This is a genomic window from Neobacillus niacini, from assembly GCF_046591715.1.
In the GTDB taxonomy this organism is placed as follows: domain Bacteria; phylum Bacillota; class Bacilli; order Bacillales; family Cytobacillaceae; genus Neobacillus; species Neobacillus niacini_L.
This window is the reverse complement of sequence record NZ_JAWVNQ010000002.1, coordinates 141,188-159,875: the sequence shown is the minus strand read 5'-3', so window position 1 is coordinate 159,875 and position 18,688 is coordinate 141,188. Positions and strand designations below refer to the sequence as shown.

Sequence of the window (18,688 nt, the reverse complement as noted above, 5' to 3'; positions counted from 1 at the left end):
CCCCTAACCGTCCATCCCACACGGACAAAATCTGTGATTTGTCCACGCGTGGTGACAGGCACCATTTTTGCACCTTCTCCCGACCACCTCTTCGCCGGAATCCTCTACTCTACAACATTAACAATTAAATCCTGAATCAGCCAAATAGACTCATCAAATCGTACCAGAGTGTAAGTGTTCTCAAAGTTTTTGATTTCTTCTCTTCCTTCGCTTCCATAATGAATGGAATAGGTTTCGCGGACGATGACATCGTAGGTATCTTCTCCTGATTTAATGAGGGTTCCAATTTGGTATTGAAGGAGTTTCTCTGTAATTTGTCTTTCGTACATGTCTAATACATAATCGATTTGCTCCTCGTACAACTGGCTTTCAGGATCAAGCAAATGTGAAATATAGACAAACACCCCCTCATTTACTGCTTTCTCAAAATTAACAAGATACTCCTCCATTAAGAAAATAACTGCGTTCTGATCTCTTGCCTCATCTAAACCGCTTGTTGAGTCACCTTGAGGAAAAGGTCTCCCTGGTGAGGTCCCTCCTCCCCTAGGTACTTCAATAACAGGAATCTTGGCAGGGTCTTCTACCTTTGGCGGATTATTCGAATGGTTCACAGCAGGCGGTGTCACTCCACTCCCTGCCCCCGGTCCAAGTTCCTCCTCATCATCACTGCATCCAGCTATAAAAAGCACAAGTAAAATAATAAGAAAAGAAGATATGGAGTAATTTTTCATATAATCCACCCCAATTTTATCAATATATAACTCCCCCTGATGTGAACACTTCTCGCCTCTCCATCACCTATTCTATTCAGTAGACAAAACGAACTATTCTGCATTTAGGTAAAAAAACACAACTAACTGTCCACCTCAGGTGGACAGTGTCCACGAGCGGTGACAGGCACCGAAGAGGGCACCGAGAGGCACCAAGAGGGCACCAAGAGGTACCAAGAAAATATTTTATTTATTCTAACTATGATGTATTATAGTAATATTAAATTTTGAACGTTATGAGGGGGATTAGGATGAGGTTGTCTGGTGAGGAGTTGGAGGTTCTTTCGATTCTTGAAGAGAATCATAGGATACCTGTTGAAGATATTGCGTTGATGTTGAATGCGAGTGTGGACGATGTTACGGCGGTTATTAAGAAGTTAGAGGATGAGAAGATTATTGTTAGTTATCCGGCTTTGATTGATTGGAGTAAGGTTGCCGGCAAGGAAAATATTGTGGCAATGATTGATGTCAAGGTAACACCGAAACGCGGGGTTGGTTTTGATGAGGTTGCGGAACGGATTTACCGCTTTCCTGAGGTAACTTCTCTTTATCTAATGTCTGGAGCGTATGACTTATCGATTACCATTGAGGGAAAAACCATGAGTGAAATTGCCAGCTTTGTTTCGGAGAAGCTGTCGACGATTGATAATGTCATTTCGACAACCACACATTTCATGTTAAAAAAGTACAAGCATGATGGCGTCATCTTTGGCGAAAGCAATGACAAAGACCACCGGATGGTGGTTTCACCATGATGAAAGAATCTCAGCACTATTTATCGGATATGGTGAAAGAACTCAAACCATCTGGAATACGAAGGTTCTTTGACCTAGCCGCTTCTATTAAAGGAGTAATTTCTTTGGGTGTCGGCGAGCCGGACTTTATCACTCCGTGGAGCATTCGGGAAGCAGCCATCCTCTCTTTAGAAGAAGGCTATACTTCCTATACTGCCAATCCCGGGCTGCTAGAGTTAAGACAGGAAATCTCATCCTACTTATATCGGCGGTTTGGCGTACAGTATAATCCGGTTGACCAAGTCATCGTGACCGTCGGTGCGAGCCAGGCGATTGATCTGACCTTCCGTGCAATATTAAACCCGGGAGATGAAGTACTAATAATTGAACCTGCCTTCGTATCGTATGCACCATTAGTCACCTTGGCAGGCGGGAAACCAATCCCAGTTTCAACACACCCGTGTAACGGCTTTAAGCTGACACCGGAACAAATCGAAAATGCGATCACCAGCAGAACGAAAGCCATTTTGTTATGTTCCCCCAATAATCCGACAGGGACATTTTTAAACAATGAAGAACTTTCAAACATCGCTGCTGTGGTCGAAAAACATGACCTGCTAGTTGTATCCGATGAGATCTATGCCGAATTAACCTATGATGAAGAATATACAAGCTTTTCTTCCATTGAAGGAATGTATGAAAGAACCATTTTAATAAACGGCTTCTCCAAAGGATTTGCGATGACAGGCTGGCGGCTCGGTTTCTTAGCAGCTCCAACAGCCTTTACAGAACAAATGGTGAAAATCTTACAATATACAACGATGTGCGCACCGCATATGCTTCAGCATGGTGCCATCGAGGCGCTCAAGAATACGTATCACGAAGTGGAAAGTATGAGAAGAAGTTATCGCCGAAGACGGAATTACATTGTTCAGTCGCTAAACAGAATTGGATTGGACTGTCACACACCAGGCGGTGCATTCTATGTCTTCCCTTCTATTAAAAGTACCGGCATGACCTCAGAACAATTTGCCGAAGAACTTTTACTAGCAGAAAAAGTTGCCGTCGTGCCGGGCAGTGCTTTTGGCGAGAGCGGTGAAGGCTATGTAAGATGCTCTTATGCCACTTCTTTGGAACAGCTTCAAGAAGCGGTTAAGCGAATTGAACGATTCATGAACTCATTGGAATTGAAGAAAAATCGTGCCGAGGAGCTATATTCGAACAACTAAACATGTGCAAAAAACGTCAACCCTTCTTCACCAGTATGGGCTTGACGTTTTTTGTATGAATCTGGAGAGTTTTGTTAGTGTTTAGGGCACCACATTTATGATAAGATTCATGTAGATTATTTTACTAAAAATAGAGCAGCACCCATATACGGTAGAAAAGAGGAAAGAAATGAACCAGCATGATCATTCACGCAATATTGTCTTACCGCTCACCATTTCAATTATTGCGATATCATTTTCAGCAATCTTCGTAAAATGGTCAGATGCACCTGCTTCAGTTTTAAGCATGTACCGCATGATGTTTGCAAGCTTACTAATGCTTCCGATTGTTTGGAAAAACCGTGAAGAATTTAAAAAAATTACAAACAAAGATTGGGTGTTTTTATTTTTTTCAGGCCTCTTTTTAGCACTGCATTTTGTCCTTTGGTTTGGATCGTTAAAATTAACGACCGTTGCAAGTTCAACCATTATCCTTGCGCTTCAGCCAATCGTCTCCCTAGTCGGCGGGTACTTCCTTTTTAAGGAACGAACCACTCCTTCCGCACTGATGACAATGGGAATTGCGATTATAGGAGCGATGATGATTGGCTGGGGTGATTTAGCCTTAAGTCAGGATGCAATCCTCGGAGATATCCTCTCCTTCTTAAGTGTGATTGCGGTGGTTGGCTACTTAATGATTGGCCAAAGCATTGTAAAAAAAGTATCTCACTGGATTTATAGCTTTTGTGTGTTTTTCATTGCAACCATCGTTCTATCAATCTACAACCTTAGTACAGGTGTGGATTTTGGCGGTTATCCAGCCAAGGAATGGGGAATTTTCCTTCTCCTTGCGACCGTTCCGACCATCAGCCATATCATTAATAACTGGCTATTAAACTATGTAAATGCGACTACCATATCAATGAGTATTTTAGGTGAACCCGTAGGTGCAACCATCTTAGCTGTCATAATGCTTGGTGAACACCTTGCCAGCTGGCAGATTGCCGGCGGAATGCTTGTTCTTCTTGGTGTTTTCTTCTTTTTAATGCAGCAGCAAAAAAAGTTTCATATAAAGGGTGCCGTAAAGAGCGGTACATAACGGAAACCTCCCTTCATCAGGGGGTTTTTGTGTTTATATACAGGCTGGTGTCCGTCGACATCCCCCTTTTGTACTCATAATATAGGGAGAAACATACTAATGGAGGAGATGAAATGTATAAAGTATTTGCCGGATCTTTCAAATTAAGAGAAAATGCTGGGGAACGTGTTGCCTTCCTGCGTTCAAAAGGTATTCAATCCTTTATTGTGCCAACAACAATCTCTGGTGAAAAGTGGTACCGAGTACAGGCAGGTGCCTTTTCTAACATGACAAATGCTGAAAATCGAGTAAATGAAATCAAGAAAATGACTGGTATTAACGCCTTCATAGAAGCAGATAACCAAAGTACAAGTCCAAATTCAGATGTCAGATCAACGCCGAGTCCAACAACCTCGATTCCGAGCCCCTCCCCTATTCAGCAAAACCCATCTTCTATACTAGGTCCAACCTTGCTCACTGCAGAACAAATGAATCAATTTGTAAGAAAGATTAATCCCAATGCCCCGCTGCTCGGAAGTTTTTACAAAATTTTCGGCGAGTATTATGGAATTAGAGGAGACGTTGCTTTTGCACAAGCTATGCTGGAAACAGATTATTTTCGGTTTACAGGGGATGTAAGGAAAGGGCAAAATAACTTCGCTGGAATTGGAGCAACCGGCGGAGGTGTTCGGGGCGCATCATTTCAAACACCACAAGACGGAGTTCTCGCACAACTCCAGCATTTATATGCGTATGCAACAAAAGCACCCTTACCAAACCGATACCCATTGGTGGATCCCCGCTTTAATCTTGTAAATAGAGGGTCTGCCGCCACATGGACCGCTTTAAACGGAAAATGGGCTGTACCAGGTACCAACTATGGACAATCAATCTTAAATTTGTATCAAAAAATGGCACAAGCATAGGGCTCGTATATTAGTAAATACAGCACCATAGATTAACAAAAGCCAGCACTCTGCTTGGCTTTTTCCTATTTCAGACTTGTAATCTATTCTAGTAAAAAACTCCTATTTCTATTCTATCAATTCATGATATGATAAAAGCAAATTCAGATAAAAATAGAGGATAAAGTATGAATAAATCAGGTCAAATAACGCTAGTGTTAATATCTGTACTTTTTTCGGGCTTTCAAACTCTCCTGGAGCATGAACGTTTCTTTACCCTAGACTTTGTTATTTTTACACTGATTGCCTGGCTTGTGGGGTGGCAATACGACCGGGCACGTTACCTGGGGAAAAAAGCTCGAAGTAGTGAAGAAAGCTATAAGCAATTAATAGATTCTTTGCCAAGGGCCGTTATCATCCACCAGAATAATAAGGTTATCTATGTTAATAAGGAAGCCGTAACAATGATCGGGGCTAAGACGAAGGAAGAAATCATCGGAACCTCTATTCTAAATTACCTATTTCCAGAATACACAGAACGCCTGAAAGAACGAATCAAACAAGTAAAAAAGGAAACCCATCCTCTGAACAATATAGAATACAAGTTTAAAAAATTAGACGGCTCTGTATTTGTCTTTGAAGGTGCCTCCATGCACATAATATTTGAAGGAAAGGAAGCTGTCCTGTCTATCGGCAGAGATATAACAGAGAGAAAGCAGCAAACCGAACAGCTCCTCCAGAAATCTGAAAAGTTAGCTCTTCTAGGTCAAATGGCTGCAGGCATTGCCCATGAAATCCGCAACCCGCTTACCTCTATTAAAGGATTCATTCAGCTATTTAAAACTGAGCAGCATCGATTAGAATACTATGATATTGTGTTATCAGAGCTTGATCGAATCAATGACATCGTGGGAGAATTCCTCGTGCTCGCGAAGCCTACGGCTGCTGTTTTTGCGGAAAAAGATGTCAAAGAACTTATTAAAGATGTTGTAACCCTCATTAATACTCAATCTATTTTAAACAACGTTCAAATTTTCGTAGAATTCGAATCCGATTTGCCTAAAATCAGCTGCGAGGAGAACCAATTAAAGCAGGTATTGTTAAATCTCCTAAAAAATTCGATAGAAGCCATGCCTAACGGCGGAAATATTGATGTAAAGGTAAAAGTGCGTGATGAAGGAAAAATTTCCATCCAGATCATTGATCAAGGTATCGGCATACCGAAAGAGCGGATTCCAACACTCGGTGAACCGTTTTATACGACAAAGGAAAAAGGTACGGGCCTTGGCCTGATGACTTGTTATAAAATTATTGAAAGCCATAACGGAGAATTAACAATCGATAGTGAAGTCAATAAAGGTACCACCATTGAAATAAGTCTGCCAACTATCACACAGCGAGTCTTTAGCCTTTCTTAAAATAGAAGAAACCCTTTTGCCTAGGGTTTCTTCTATTTTTTTGTTCAAAACTTGTAGTACAATAAAAACCAAGGAGGCGAAGAGAGCATTGCATACTAGAGAAATTATCTATTTAAGCAAGGGTTTGCCTAAAGATAGTGTATATAAGAATGAGCCTTATGTGTCCGGAATCTGGAAAGAACAAACTGATGAACTGGATGTCGGCTTAGAGCAGATAAATGGTGATCAGGTGGCAAACCCTGAGTACCATGGCGGTTCAGATCGAGTTGTCTGTGTTTATCCCTTCGAACATTACGCCTATTGGGAGAGTGTGTTTGTCGGCAAATTAACCCCTTCAGCTTTTGGAGAAAATCTAACACCAAAAGGGATGAAAGAAGACGAGGTTTGTATTGGCGATATTTTTCAGATTGGAGAAGCTGTCCTCCAGGTATCTCAAGGACGTTATCCCTGTTCGACCATCAATAAACGCAATAACAACAACCTTCTTTTAAAAGGAATCATTAAAACAGGGTATACAGGTTATTTTTTCAGAGTGCTGGAGGAAGGGAAAATCACACCGGATTCTCAAATAAAAAAACTGTTTTCTCATCCAGCGCAAATAACTGTTTCCTCCATTCATCACCTCTACTTTCATGACAGTTCTCCGTCAATTGAAGTGATAGACAAGATATTGGCTGTGAAGGAGCTTGCTGGGCAATGGCGAACCTATCTTCTTGATTTAAAAGAAAAGATTCGTTAAGGAGTAAACTCCCAGTGATATCTGGGAGTTTTTCAATTAAACAGCTTTAAAAATTGCCCATATCCTTCTTCTTCTAGCCTGTCCTTTGGTATAAATCGAAGTGCAGCAGAGTTAATACAATACCTTGCACGGTCAGGGCCAGGGCCGTCATCAAACACGTGACCGAGATGAGAATCCGAAGTTTTGCCTCGGACCTCAATCCGCCGCATTCCGTGGGAAGTATCAAACCTTTCCTCCAGTTCCTGACGAATGAGCGGCTTCGTAAAACTCGGCCATCCACAACCGGCGTCGTACTTATCAAGTGAACTAAACAGCGGCTCACCTGAGATGATGTCAACATAAATTCCCTCTTCGGTATGATTCCAATATTCATTTTTGAATGGAGGCTCTGTTGCATTCTTTCTCGTTACTTCATATTGAAGATGTGTCAATTCTTTTTGGAGCTCTTCATCACTTTTACGCTTTTTCCAGTTTTCACGAATAAAACGTGCCCTTCCCGATCCCTCTCGATAGTGGTTATAGTGGAAAGGCATTTTTTTATAATAATCCTGGTGTTTTTCCTCCGCAGGGTAAAAGGGACCAGCAGGCAGGATTTGTGTCACAATCGGCTTTTGAAAACGACCACTCGCTGCCAGCTTTTCCTTTGAATCCTCTGCCAGCGCCCTTTGTTCTTTCGTATGATAGAATATCGCTGCCCGATACGATAGACCCCGGTCATTAAATTGTCCGCCTTCATCAGTCGGGTCAATTTGCTGCCAGAATATCTCCAGCAATTTCTTGTATGGAAAAACAGCGGGGTCAAAGGCAATTTGAACGGCTTCATAATGCCCCGTTGTATCCGAGCACACTTCCTCATACGTCGGATTTTCCTTATGTCCGCCGGTATAACCTGAAATCACTTCTTTAATTCCGGGCTGTTCATCAAACGGTGACACCATGCACCAGAAACACCCGCCTGCAAACGTTGCAAATTCTGTCATAAAACCCGCTCCTTTATATATTTCTCGATAACCTCAGTATTTCTTTAGTTTACCTAACCTGAACCCATTTAAGAAAACTTTAATCTTTCATTTAGAAAAATTTTAGTTTTAATAAGTATGGTTGTAGTAACAAATACACGTCCCTAAGGAGGAACCTTTGTGAAACAACGATGGATTATTTTTGCCCTCTCATTACTTTTATTAGCAGGATGTTCATCAAATACAGCTGATGCCAAGAGACCCACAGATGGAGAAGGATTATATAAAATGAGCTGTTTATCCTGCCATGGTGAAAACTTAGAAGGAGCAGCCGGGCCGCCCGTGATGAATATGATAGCCAAATATGCCGAAGAAGATTTGTTGAAATTACTGAACGATGGGGCCGGTATGATGCCCGGTGGATTATTATCTGAAGCAGAGGCTAAAAGCGTTACAAAATGGCTGATTGAAAAATAAAAGGTTAGGAATTTCCTAACCTTTTTTTCGACTCAATTCCTGCTTTTACTGTGATTACAACCCAGAAATCCTGTCAGAACAATGAAATCCCCCTTATTTTCCGGGAAATTTTTGTCGAAGCAAGGTTCTCTTTATTTTTTAAAAAACTTTAATTCACCAAATTTTTCGGTGTTTCTCCCAATAAACCTTGAATTAAGTTTTCAGCAGCGAGTAACGCCATTTTTAATCTGGTATTTTGACTGGCACTTCCAATATGCGGCAGTGCTACAACATTTGGAAGACTGAGCAATGGATGGTCTGTCGGGACAGGCTCTTGTTCAAATACATCTAAACCGGCTCCCCAAATCTGTCCTTTCTTTAATGCATGATAGAGGGCTTCTTCATTTACAATCCCGCCGCGTGCACTATTAATTAAAACAGCATTTGGTTTCATCATTGCCAATTCTGCCTCATCAATATAATTTACCGTTTCTTGTGTATAAGGTGTCAGCACACAAACGAAATCTGATTCCCGAAGCAAGTCTTCTTTACTTACGTACTGAATACCAAGCCTCTCCTCGGCATCAGGCTTTCGTGATCGATTATGATAGAGGAGATTCATATCAAAACCTGTTGCTCTTTTTGCCAATGCCTCACCAATTCTGCCTAATCCAAGGATTCCTAAGGTTGCTCCATATACATCCTGCCCGGTTAATTGCATCGGCGACCAAGTCTTCCAGTCTCCTCTTTGCAGATAGTGGGAGGCTTCTACCACTCTCCTCGCACCAGCCATTAACAGCGCGAAGGTTAGATCCGCCGTTGTTTCCGTTAATACTCCAGGGGTGTTTGTAACCATAATTCCTTTTTCTGTTGCGGCAGCTACATCGATATTGTTATAGCCGACAGCCATATTACTAATCACTTTCAATCTAGGTGCAAGATTGAGGAGGTCTCTGTCAATGGATTCGGTTAACAAGCAGTAGAGCCCTTCGGCTTCTTTTATTTCTTTTTCTAAAATTTCTCTAGGTACCGGTTCCTCTTCTTTTTCCCACATTCTCAAGTCAAATGAATTTTTCAATTTATCCACGACGCGATCTGGCAGCTTCCGTGTTATGTAAACTTTTGGTTTCATAGAGGTCTCCATTTCCATAGAATTTAGCAGCCCCTCATATTTTTAGAGGAGCTGCCTTTTTAACTATTACATTAATTAACCACTTCATTCACAGACGTTGGATTCACTCCGCCGCCAATTTGATGAACGTGTTTTGAGTTTTTCCCTGCAACCACTTGCTTTTGAGATGATACAAGTCCCCAAGATGATGATACCAAAAGAACCGGGGAACCCAATTTAGCCGCTAAAGGCCCTGCTGATAAGGCATCCACGAGACTTTCTGTTTCGGACTTTGCCATCAGGATAGACTGTAGTTGTGTCTCAGGAAAGAATTGCTTGATAACATTTGCATTTGTTTCATGTCGATTCTCCCCGCTGATCCGATTATTCTGAACGTTTTGTGCCGATAGTTTGTTAATTTCGTTTATGATAGTGCTTGAAATTACACTTGAGCCCCCAATAAAATAGGCATTATCAACTTCCTCAGTTTTCAGCCACGCCAAAGTATCTGCTGGAACAAGACTCTTATCTGTTAAGATGATCGGCTGTTTTTTCAAACCTGCTTGAGCAGCAATCGATAAGGCATCCGGCTCACCTCTGCCGTAGGCAACAAATGCGGTTTTGACATCAACAAGCTTATCCAGTTCCTTTGCAATCAATAATGAGGTCCCGTACCGGTCGCTTCCGCCAATACGCTTAATCGTATAGCCTTGTGATTTCAATACATTTTCCACCTGTACGGAAATAACCCCAGTACCGCCAATGATGGTTATTTCTTTTGCCTGTAATCGTTTTATCTCATTCAATGTTTCAGTTGGTAAATAACCACTCTGAGTTAGCAAGATTGGTGCATCTTTCGCTGCTGCCAAAGGTGTCGCAGTCAAACCGTCTACAATTGCAGCTCCATTCACAAGAAGCACACTGTTTGATTTTTTCCAGCCTGCCTCAGAAACCTTTGCAGCGGTGGCATACCTTGTGCTGCCAATTAAGCTTACCAGTTTTTTAGTAACGGTTATTTTCGCTGGGGCGCTGCTTTTTCCTGCAGCGTCGACTGAAACAACTTCAATAATCACCCCTGCTTGCTGCTTAGGAATCGTGATTGAGAAATTCCTGTCTTCCCCAGCCTTAGACCGTCCAATTTCTTTTCCAGAGACCTTTGCAATTAATGTCGATAATGGTTCTGCATTCCCTGTCACAACAGTCTCATGATCAGTTACCTCATTGACCACAGGAGGAGTCGTAGCTCCTTCTTCTGGGTTTTCATCACTGTTCAAAGTGGTATAAGTAATATCACTGCCTTTATTACTTGGAACGGTCAGTCCCTCCTCAGAGTTGAAGGCAATACTAATTGCGCCGCCGCCGCGAAGATTGGCTGAAGTACCTCTATATAATTTTTCCTCTAATGCATCAAAAAACGGATCACCTTTAAACCCATATAAGCCTGCAGGTTCTTTTAAAAGAAGAGCAATCCTAAAATTAGTCATCAACTTACCGAAGGTCATATCTGGACTAATATACTTTTTCGCGATATTTTCAACCGCCCGGAAATCATTATATGGATCCTTTAGAATTTCTTTAAAAATCGCATCTCCCCGGTTGGCTTGGATTTTTATATATTGGCCAAATAAATACGACAATGAATAATTGGAGAGTAAATCTCCGCCCCAATACAAAAGAGAATGTCCATTTTGAATCGAAGAAGAAACATTATAATAGTCCAAACGGCTGCTGAGCCCCTGGCCGGTATAAATTTGTTCTGCAGCCATCGAAAGACCCTCATTAAGCCATGTATCCATATTGGTGCTGGATCCTTCAATTAGGACAGTTTGATTAAAATTCACCATATGCTGAAATTCATGAGCCAGGGTTTCATAAGCTTGGGTCACATCTTTTGTTGTGCCGGTGCCCATCGAAGGATAGGTATCAATATATAAAATTTCTCCTTGGTTTGAATAATCAACATTAAATAGGTCTCCGCCGTAAAAATAGCCGCCAACAAAGCCGCCGCTGCCGGTGAAGCCATCTTGAATATCAAAGATTAAGAGATTGATGCTTTTATCTTGATTAATATCTGATTCCGGTCCAAAATTGCTGGTTACAGAAGAATAGATTTTACCATCAAACTCTTGTCCTAATTTTGCTGCATCTGCATCACTGATTTCATCATTGTGTACCCATACATTTGCTTTAGAACCCTTATATGCTAATCTAGCAGTAATTTGATAGTTATAATCGTTGGTTATATCTGTGACCCAAAAATAGTTATAAGCCCCCACATTAAAAGAAGGGTTGATATATTTCGTATTTTTTTGGATTAACTTGCCCTTATTTCCTGCAATATCAAAAGGTTTATCTACGTCTAATTTATATGCACCGGGCTTTAAACTTTTATCCATACTGTATTTCATGTTTTTAAGATTAAAGGTACCTGTTGACTGTGTGGATTCAGCATTGACAGATTCATTGCTGATCACGGCATAGGTATCACCGTTTCCTGGATTACTCACTGAATAAAAAGGATTTTCTGCCTTAAAGGTAACGACATCAGAGTAATAAGAATCATAAACAGAACCTCGAACCCCTACTCGCATGTAAATATACGGGCTATTTGCGAAATCTGCTTTTGGCACATGAGAATGAAGAGTCCCTGATGTACTGCCTGCTGTATTAAATTCGGTTTCACCCAAGAAGTTTAATGTATTATTTTGTTCTTGGTAAAACTCAATGTTTAGAATACTGTCTTTTCCGTAGGCATATTCGGAGCCATAGAATAATTGAACATTCATAGAATCATCGTAATCTTCTGATTCGCTGACATTAACTAAACCAACATATTGATAGCCGCCATAACTATCCCACAAATAACCGGCAAATTCCTCCTCACCGATAAGCGGATAATTCGCTGGATCCTGTATATCGGCCTCTTTTACTGTTGTCTGTCTAGGCTGTACTTCATCTGAAAGTTTAGCATTTAAGCTAATTTCTGATGTGCCCGGATTTACTCTAGTCTCTTCGGCAAACACCACAGTCTGTACGAGGAACACCTGCAATACTAGCAATATCGTAAATATTTTTCTCATAGTCCCTGCCTCATCCCATTAATTTATGTATATCAAAAAAGCTCTAACCTAACACCTCCAAAACTATGCCTATGGTAATATATTACAATAAATAATTGGAGATTTGTTAATATTAAGAGATTAAAAGAGAGAGTTTAATAGCATAGGTTACAAAAAAGGAACCCTCTCCTGCGAAGGTTCCTTTTTTGTGTGTCATGAGTACTTTTTAAGACGCCTTATATCCCTTCCCCATCATTTCATGCACATTATGCACCGTCACATAAGCATTTTGATCAATAGAGTTGATGACATTCTTTAGTTGAACGATTTCCTGCTTGTTGATAACAAGGTAAAGCACATCTTTATTCTGACCGGAAAAACCGCCGCGCCCTTCAAGGACCGTAATCCCTCTCGACATTTTACTCATGATATTTTCGAGCACCATGTCTGGCGATTGAGAGATAATCAAGACTGCAACTTTTTCATCTAATCCTTCTACCACAAAATCAATTGCCTTTGCTCCAATGAATACTACTAATAAGGTATACATGGTTTTTTCCACGCCGATGATCAAGACGGATCCAAGCACGACCACAATATCAAAAACAAGCATCCCTTTCCCAATGCTCCAGCCTAGCCACTGGTGAGTAAGCCTTGCTAAGATGGTTGAACCGCCTGACGTTCCGCCCGTGCGAAATATCAGACCCAGCCCTGCACCCACCAATAATCCAGCAAAGATAGCAGCTAAAAAGGTATCCTCTGTTAACTGCCTGCCGATGTCCTCAGTTAAATAGAGAAAACCTGAGCTCGCGGCAATCGAAATAATTGTATAAACCATGGTTCTTTTATCAAAATACTTATATCCTATTCCTAAAAGAGCTGCATTTAACACAAAGTTCACAACCCCAGGTGACCAGTGAAACAGGTAATGGGTAATGATGGTAATTCCTAAAATGCCGCCCTCAGAAAGGGTATTGGGAATCGTAAAATAATTGACACCGACCGCAAATAGAAAGGCACCAAGCAAGATGAGAGTTATATCTTTTAATGAATTTTTCATAGCAAAACCACTTTCATATTTTTCTACCATAATAATATACCATTTAACGTGTATCATGAGCTGAATTTTCTTAGCTGATTGTGATTGCTATCACCCCTTTCCCTAGTTTTTCCTATTAAAATTAAGGAAAGGGGTGATGTGTTTGGATAAGAATTGGTCTATTTCACTTGAACATGAGGAATATGTGAGCGACTTGGAGCTGGTCATTAAGGATGCCATACAGGCAGTCGAGGATACAAATCGTGGTTTCTATGTAAACATTGTGACTCCCTCTTCTTTCGGGAACCCTGATGAGTATTTAGCAGAAGCATTATTAACTTACTTTGGGGACAGAATTGGGATGAAATATTTCGACCAATGCGGTTGTGGAGGGTATGTACTGAGGGTATGGAAAAACAACTAAAGAATTTATCAGTTCTGTCAAACTATCAAAATCGCCAAGTGATCCTAAACTATTATCAGGAAGACATGATGGTCCAGCGGGATGGTTTTCATTTTCAAAGCATCCAAGTAACAGGGTCACACCTAACCTTTTCAAAAACAGATGGAAAGCTTGTTAAAATTGAACTAAAGAACTATCCACATGCCTTCATAAACACAGACTTTCAAAACTACTACACCCTAAGAAACAAAAAGAGCTCATTAGATATTTACTTTCCTTAAAAAGGTATAAACATTTCCTTTAAGTAAACTCTATTTTATAGAATGCAAAAAGGAGTTTTGATTGTGAATACATATGAAATAACCAACATGATTATTGATGATGATTTTGACAGCGAGGAATATGTGACGACAGAGTTTATCCAAAATCAAGTGAATTACAGTATTACGTTTAAAAAAGCAGATTTGGAAATCATTAATGCCTGGGTGTTTAAGGACGGCACCTCGCTGCCAGCTGATTTATCAGATACAGTGATAGAATCCATTAGAGAAGATGTTAAAAAGAGAATCTAGCTTTGTGCTGATTGGAAGCTCCCAATCAGTTTTTTTTTGTAGATTTTTTGTTTCGCTGATAGAATTGCTATCAATGGAGGTAACGAAATTGAAAAAAACACTAAAAAGAATAGTCATATTTCTACTCTTGCTGTCTTTATTTATTTTTATCAACAACAGCTCTATTTTTGCGAAGGATCGTGAGGGTGACCCCTTACTTCTCGCACACCGCGGGCTTGGCCAAACGTTTAGTATGGAAGGAATCCAGGGTGATACTTGCACAGCAGAGCGAATTTATCCGCCGGAACACCCTTATCTTGAAAACACAATTCCCTCAATGGAGGCAGCCTTTGAAAACGGCGCGGACATCGTCGAGTTAGATATTAAACCGACAAAAGATGGCCAATTTGCTGTTTTTCATGACTGGACGCTGGAATGCCGGACAAACGCAGAAGGTACGACCAAGGAATATACAATGGCAGAACTAAAACAGTTGGACATTGGCTATGGGTACACAGCGGATAATGGAAAAACCTATCCCTTCCGTGGTAAAGGGGTCGGTCTAATGCCCTCACTTGAGGAAGTATTCAACCATTTTCCAAAAGGTTCTTTCTTAATTCATATCAAGAGTGATGATCCAAAAGAAGGGAAACAACTTGCTGAAGTGCTGAAAGAACTGCCAGAAAACCGCTTAAGTTTATTGACCGTTTATGGCGGCGATCAGCCTATTGCTTCACTAAAAGAAGAACTTCCCCATATTCGTGTGATGTCAAAGGCGACGTTAAAAAGCTGCCTGCTTCCTTATATTGCTGTTGGGTGGACAGGTTATATTCCTTCTGCATGCGAGAATACTCAATTGCATCTGCCAGAAAAAATTGCTCCATGGATTTGGGGATGGTCAGATAAATTTTTAAATCGGATGGACAGTGTTGATACAAGGGTCATTGTTGTCGCGGGTGATGGAGGCTGGTCGGAAGGCTTTGATACGGAGGAAGATTTAACAAGACTGCCTGACAACTATAGCGGCGGGATTTGGACGAATCGGATCGATATCATCGCACCAAGCTACAAAAAAATAGAGTGAAGGCAGCCCTTCACTCTATTTTCCAACTAATTGCTTCACTAATTTTTTATTACGCTCTTTAAAAACTTCATTATGGGAAGACACCATCGCGACTTTGGCTGCGTTAGGCTGAATATATTGTTTCGCTTTATTTACTGCGTTTGCTGCATCCTGGAACGCACCGGCAATCAGGTTGATTTTCCCTTCAAACATCAGGATATCTCCCGCAGCATAAAGTCCTTCAATAGAAGATTCGCTTGTTGCATTACCGGCAATATAATAATTATCCACTCGCTCGATACTCAATTCACTGTTTTCCAAAAGAGCAGCATCCTGTTCATAGCCATGACTAATTACGACATCATCAACTGCTAAGCAGGTAACCTCACCTGTTTCGTGATTTGTTAATTCAACGGTGGCAATTTCATCACGTTCACCATTAGCAATTAATTTAGAGATAGAAGTTTGAAAGAAACATTCTACAGAGCTTTCGAGAAGCTTTGTTGCCTGTGCCTCTTGTCCATGTCCCCCTAACTCATCTTTTCTATAAGTTAAGTAGACTTTTTTCGCAATCGGCTCCAGCTCATTCGCCCAGTCTACCGCAGAATTTCCACCGCCGGAAATCATGATAATTTTGTCTTTGAATTGTTTAAAGGATTTTACTGTATAATGTAAATTTGTTACCTCAAATCTCTCTGCACCTTCTATATCCAACTTTTGTGGATTCAAGATCCCGCTGCCAATGGCAACAATCACCGTTTTGGAGTAATGAAGTTCTCCGGATGAGCCTTTTAAGATAAAAATTCCTTTTTCATTCCGCGTGATGGATTCCACTTTTTCATTCAAGACAACGGTTGGACTAAACGTTAAGGCCTGCTCAACCAGCTGCTCCATTAATTTAGCCCCTGTGATCGGCGTTAAACCGCCGACATCCCAAATCATTTTTTCCGGATAAACATGGATTTTTCCGCCTAGCTCTGGCTGATACTCGATCACCTTTGTTTTCATTTCTCTGAGTCCGCTATAAAAGGTAGAGTAAAGCCCCGCTGGTCCGCCGCCAATAACCGTTACATCAAATAACTCGTGTTGTTCCATCTCCGTCCACTCCCTAACCAACTGTAATTGATTATCATTATCATTAAGATTAATGGATTTTCACTCATTTTACAATAGAAATTTTTTTGAAAATTCTGTGGTCCCCTTATTTGTCGATTTTTTGTCAGAAAAAAAATGTATGACAAACCTCTAGAAATAAATTGTTGAGCCTAATGTAAAAAAACACCATCGAATATTTAAAAACTTTTCACAAAATTGTAATTGACAATCATTATCACTCACCTTTATAGTTAGGTCATAACGACAGTGATAATCATTATCAATTAATTCTCAATTACATAAAGGAGGGTTACCATGGTTCGCCTATCTACAGATGAAATAAGTATTGGTTACGGTGAACGTTTAATTGTCAAAAACTTAAGTATCGAAATTCCAGATAACAAGATTACTACGATAATCGGACCGAATGGCTGCGGAAAATCCACCTTACTTAAAGCAATTACACGGATCATCTCCCACCAATCAGGAAACATTCTTTTAGACGGGAAAGATATTTCAAAGGTAAATACAAAGCTTCTCGCTAAACAAATGGCAATCCTGCCGCAAACACCAGAAAGTGCAAGCGGATTAACAGTTGGCGAGCTTGTATCTTACGGCCGCTTCCCTTATCAAAAGGGCTTTGGCCGCTTAACGAAAAAAGATTATGAAGTGATTGACTGGGCTCTTGAGGTCACTGGAACGATTGATTTTAAGTTTCGTCCTGTAGACGCCCTATCAGGCGGACAGCGCCAGCGCGTTTGGATTGCGATGGCATTAGCACAAGAAACAGAAATTATTTTCCTTGATGAACCTACCACCTACCTGGATATGGCCCATCAGCTGGAAGTTTTGGAACTCCTGCAAAAATTAAATCTAGATCAGAAACGGACGATTGTCATGGTCCTTCATGATTTAAATCAAGCAGCCCGCTTCGCGGATCATATCATTGCCCTAAGAGACGGTGAAATAGTAAAAGCAGGAAATTGCGAGGAAGTCATCAACAATAAGGTGTTAAAAAAGGTATTCAATATTGACGCTGTAATCGGACACGACCCTCGTACTGGAAAACCAATGTGCGTAACTTACAATCTACTAAAAGGAGAAACAAAACATGAAAAAACTACTACTGCCATTTATACTGCTCGCAGCGTTAATTATTAGCGCCTGCGGTACCGATACTTCTAAAGAAAAGGACACTGCAGCTAAAGATGATAAGAAATCAGAAACCATTACCTATCAATCGGAAAACGGACCAATTGAAGTTCCAGCTGATCCACAACGAGTGATTCTTCTATCTGGCTTTACTGGTAATGTCATTGACTTAGGCGTAAATGTAGTCGGAGCTGATGTGTGGTCAAAGACCAACCCGACATTTGAAAAAGAAATGAAGGACGTTGCAGAGGTTTCCGATGAAGACCTTGAAAAAATTATAGAGTTAGAACCAGACTTAATCATTGGTCTTTCTAATATTAAAAACGTAGATAAGTTAAGTGAGATTGCACCGACTGTAACTTACACATGGGGTAAAGTAGACTACCTAACACAGCACATCGAAATTGGGAAACTCTTAAATAAAGAAAAAGAAGCTAGAGGATGGGTAGATGAGTTCAAAAAAGAAGCAGAAGCTGCAGGCGAAGAAATTCGTGCGAAAATCGGTGAAGATGCGACCGTTTCTGTTATTGAAAGTTACGGAAAAGACTTATATGTATTTGGCGACAACTTTGCACGCGGAACAGAAATTCTCTATCAAGCAATGAAATTGGAAATGCCAGAAAAGGTAAAAGAAGTTGCGAAAGAATCAGGCTACTTTGCTTTATCCACTGAAGTGATCCCTGAGTATGCAGGAGATTATGTAGTCCTAAGCAAATACTCAGATGCGGATACTTCTTTCCAAGAAACTGAAACGTACAAAAACATTCCTGCGGTAAAAAACAACCGCGTATTTGAAATGAATGGTCAAGGTGCTTCCTTCAGTGATCCAGTTACGCTCGAAAAGCAGCTGGAATTTATTAAGAAATCATTTTTAGGTAACTAATATGAAGAGAGGGATTCTTCCTAGAATTCCTCTTTCCCCTATTCTAAGAAAGAAAAGATGAGAGA

Annotated in this window: 19 protein-coding genes; 13 read left to right on the top strand and 6 right to left on the bottom strand. The window is 40.6% G+C overall.

All coding sequences use genetic code 11. The annotated features are described in order from the left end of the window. Window positions 1–104 precede the first annotated feature (104 nt). Window positions 105–731: a TcaA NTF2-like domain-containing protein gene (locus SFC47_RS08140; protein WP_411253772.1), complete on the bottom strand. Its 627-nt coding sequence runs from the start codon at window positions 729–731 to the stop codon at window positions 105–107. Window positions 732–1,021: 290 nt separating this feature from the next. Between SFC47_RS08140 and SFC47_RS08135 the strand changes: the two genes are divergently transcribed. The 6 genes from SFC47_RS08135 (at window position 1,022) to SFC47_RS08110 (ending at window position 6,852) form a co-directional block, all read left to right on the top strand. Continuing rightward, window positions 1,022–1,525, top strand: coding sequence for an Lrp/AsnC family transcriptional regulator (locus SFC47_RS08135; protein WP_411253771.1), 504 nt, complete (start codon window positions 1,022–1,024; stop codon window positions 1,523–1,525). Next, the gene (locus SFC47_RS08130; RefSeq protein ID WP_411254089.1) at window positions 1,525–2,733 is read left to right on the top strand and encodes an aminotransferase; all 1,209 of its coding nucleotides are present in this window, start codon (window positions 1,525–1,527) and stop codon (window positions 2,731–2,733) included. The genes SFC47_RS08135 and SFC47_RS08130 overlap by 1 nt, the downstream gene beginning before the upstream one ends. A gap of 169 nt (window positions 2,734–2,902) precedes the next feature. Next, complete coding sequence (locus SFC47_RS08125) at window positions 2,903–3,811, top strand: DMT family transporter (protein ID WP_411253770.1); 909 nt, start codon at window positions 2,903–2,905, stop codon at window positions 3,809–3,811. Window positions 3,812–3,924: 113 nt separating this feature from the next. Then, a complete protein-coding gene (locus SFC47_RS08120; RefSeq protein ID WP_411253769.1) occupies window positions 3,925–4,716 on the top strand; it encodes an SPOR domain-containing protein in 792 nt (263 codons plus the stop codon). Window positions 4,717–4,883: 167 nt separating this feature from the next. Next, window positions 4,884–6,113, top strand: a complete 1,230-nt coding sequence (locus SFC47_RS08115; RefSeq protein WP_411253768.1) for an ATP-binding protein — start codon at window positions 4,884–4,886, stop codon at window positions 6,111–6,113. A gap of 88 nt (window positions 6,114–6,201) precedes the next feature. Next, window positions 6,202–6,852 carry an MOSC domain-containing protein gene (locus SFC47_RS08110; protein WP_411253767.1) on the top strand — a complete coding sequence of 217 codons (651 nt, stop codon included), beginning with the start codon at window positions 6,202–6,204 and terminating at the stop codon, window positions 6,850–6,852. Window positions 6,853–6,884: 32 nt separating this feature from the next. On the opposite strand, the gene msrA is transcribed toward SFC47_RS08110, so the two are convergent. Next, entirely contained in the window at window positions 6,885–7,832 is a 948-nt protein-coding gene (gene msrA / locus SFC47_RS08105; protein WP_411253766.1) for a peptide-methionine (S)-S-oxide reductase MsrA, read from the bottom strand. 159 nt (window positions 7,833–7,991) lie between these two features. On the opposite strand from msrA, the gene SFC47_RS08100 reads away from it, so the two are divergent. Continuing rightward, on the top strand, window positions 7,992–8,288 hold the full coding sequence (locus SFC47_RS08100) for a c-type cytochrome (protein ID WP_411253765.1): 297 nt from the start codon (window positions 7,992–7,994) through the stop codon (window positions 8,286–8,288). A gap of 148 nt (window positions 8,289–8,436) precedes the next feature. Here SFC47_RS08100 and SFC47_RS08095 read toward each other — a convergent pair whose 3' ends face one another. The 3 genes from SFC47_RS08095 to SFC47_RS08085 all read right to left on the bottom strand — a co-directional run bounded on the left by SFC47_RS08095 (window position 8,437) and on the right by SFC47_RS08085 (window position 13,497). Beyond that, a complete protein-coding gene (locus tag SFC47_RS08095; protein WP_411253764.1) occupies window positions 8,437–9,399 on the bottom strand; it encodes a 2-hydroxyacid dehydrogenase in 963 nt (320 codons plus the stop codon). Between the two features lie 71 nt (window positions 9,400–9,470). Then, a complete protein-coding gene (locus SFC47_RS08090) occupies window positions 9,471–12,458 on the bottom strand; it encodes a cell wall-binding repeat-containing protein (protein WP_411253763.1) in 2,988 nt (995 codons plus the stop codon). Between the two features lie 205 nt (window positions 12,459–12,663). Beyond that, window positions 12,664–13,497, bottom strand: a complete 834-nt coding sequence (locus tag SFC47_RS08085) for a YitT family protein (protein WP_411253762.1) — start codon at window positions 13,495–13,497, stop codon at window positions 12,664–12,666. A gap of 142 nt (window positions 13,498–13,639) precedes the next feature. On the opposite strand from SFC47_RS08085, the gene SFC47_RS08080 reads away from it, so the two are divergent. The 4 genes from SFC47_RS08080 to SFC47_RS08065 all read left to right on the top strand — a co-directional run bounded on the left by SFC47_RS08080 (window position 13,640) and on the right by SFC47_RS08065 (window position 15,514). After that, complete coding sequence (locus SFC47_RS08080) at window positions 13,640–13,900, top strand: CGCGG family putative rSAM-modified RiPP protein (protein WP_411253761.1); 261 nt, start codon at window positions 13,640–13,642, stop codon at window positions 13,898–13,900. Further along, a complete protein-coding gene (locus SFC47_RS08075) occupies window positions 13,885–14,160 on the top strand; it encodes a hypothetical protein (RefSeq protein WP_411253760.1) in 276 nt (91 codons plus the stop codon). Before SFC47_RS08080 ends, SFC47_RS08075 begins: the two co-directional genes overlap by 16 nt. A 63-nt stretch (window positions 14,161–14,223) precedes the next feature. Then, the gene (locus SFC47_RS08070) at window positions 14,224–14,451 is read left to right on the top strand and encodes a hypothetical protein (RefSeq protein ID WP_411253759.1); all 228 of its coding nucleotides are present in this window, start codon (window positions 14,224–14,226) and stop codon (window positions 14,449–14,451) included. 73 nt (window positions 14,452–14,524) lie between these two features. Further along, window positions 14,525–15,514, top strand: coding sequence for a glycerophosphodiester phosphodiesterase family protein (locus tag SFC47_RS08065; protein ID WP_411253758.1), 990 nt, complete (start codon window positions 14,525–14,527; stop codon window positions 15,512–15,514). A 15-nt stretch (window positions 15,515–15,529) separates the two neighbouring features. Here SFC47_RS08065 and SFC47_RS08060 read toward each other — a convergent pair whose 3' ends face one another. Next, window positions 15,530–16,588 carry an NAD(P)/FAD-dependent oxidoreductase gene (locus SFC47_RS08060; RefSeq protein WP_411253757.1) on the bottom strand — a complete coding sequence of 353 codons (1,059 nt, stop codon included), beginning with the start codon at window positions 16,586–16,588 and terminating at the stop codon, window positions 15,530–15,532. A gap of 315 nt (window positions 16,589–16,903) precedes the next feature. On the opposite strand from SFC47_RS08060, the gene SFC47_RS08055 reads away from it, so the two are divergent. Then, the gene (locus SFC47_RS08055; RefSeq protein WP_411253756.1) at window positions 16,904–17,749 is read left to right on the top strand and encodes an ABC transporter ATP-binding protein; all 846 of its coding nucleotides are present in this window, start codon (window positions 16,904–16,906) and stop codon (window positions 17,747–17,749) included. Continuing rightward, complete coding sequence (locus SFC47_RS08050; protein WP_411253755.1) at window positions 17,700–18,623, top strand: iron-hydroxamate ABC transporter substrate-binding protein; 924 nt, start codon at window positions 17,700–17,702, stop codon at window positions 18,621–18,623. The genes SFC47_RS08055 and SFC47_RS08050 overlap by 50 nt, the downstream gene beginning before the upstream one ends. Window positions 18,624–18,688 lie beyond the last annotated feature (65 nt).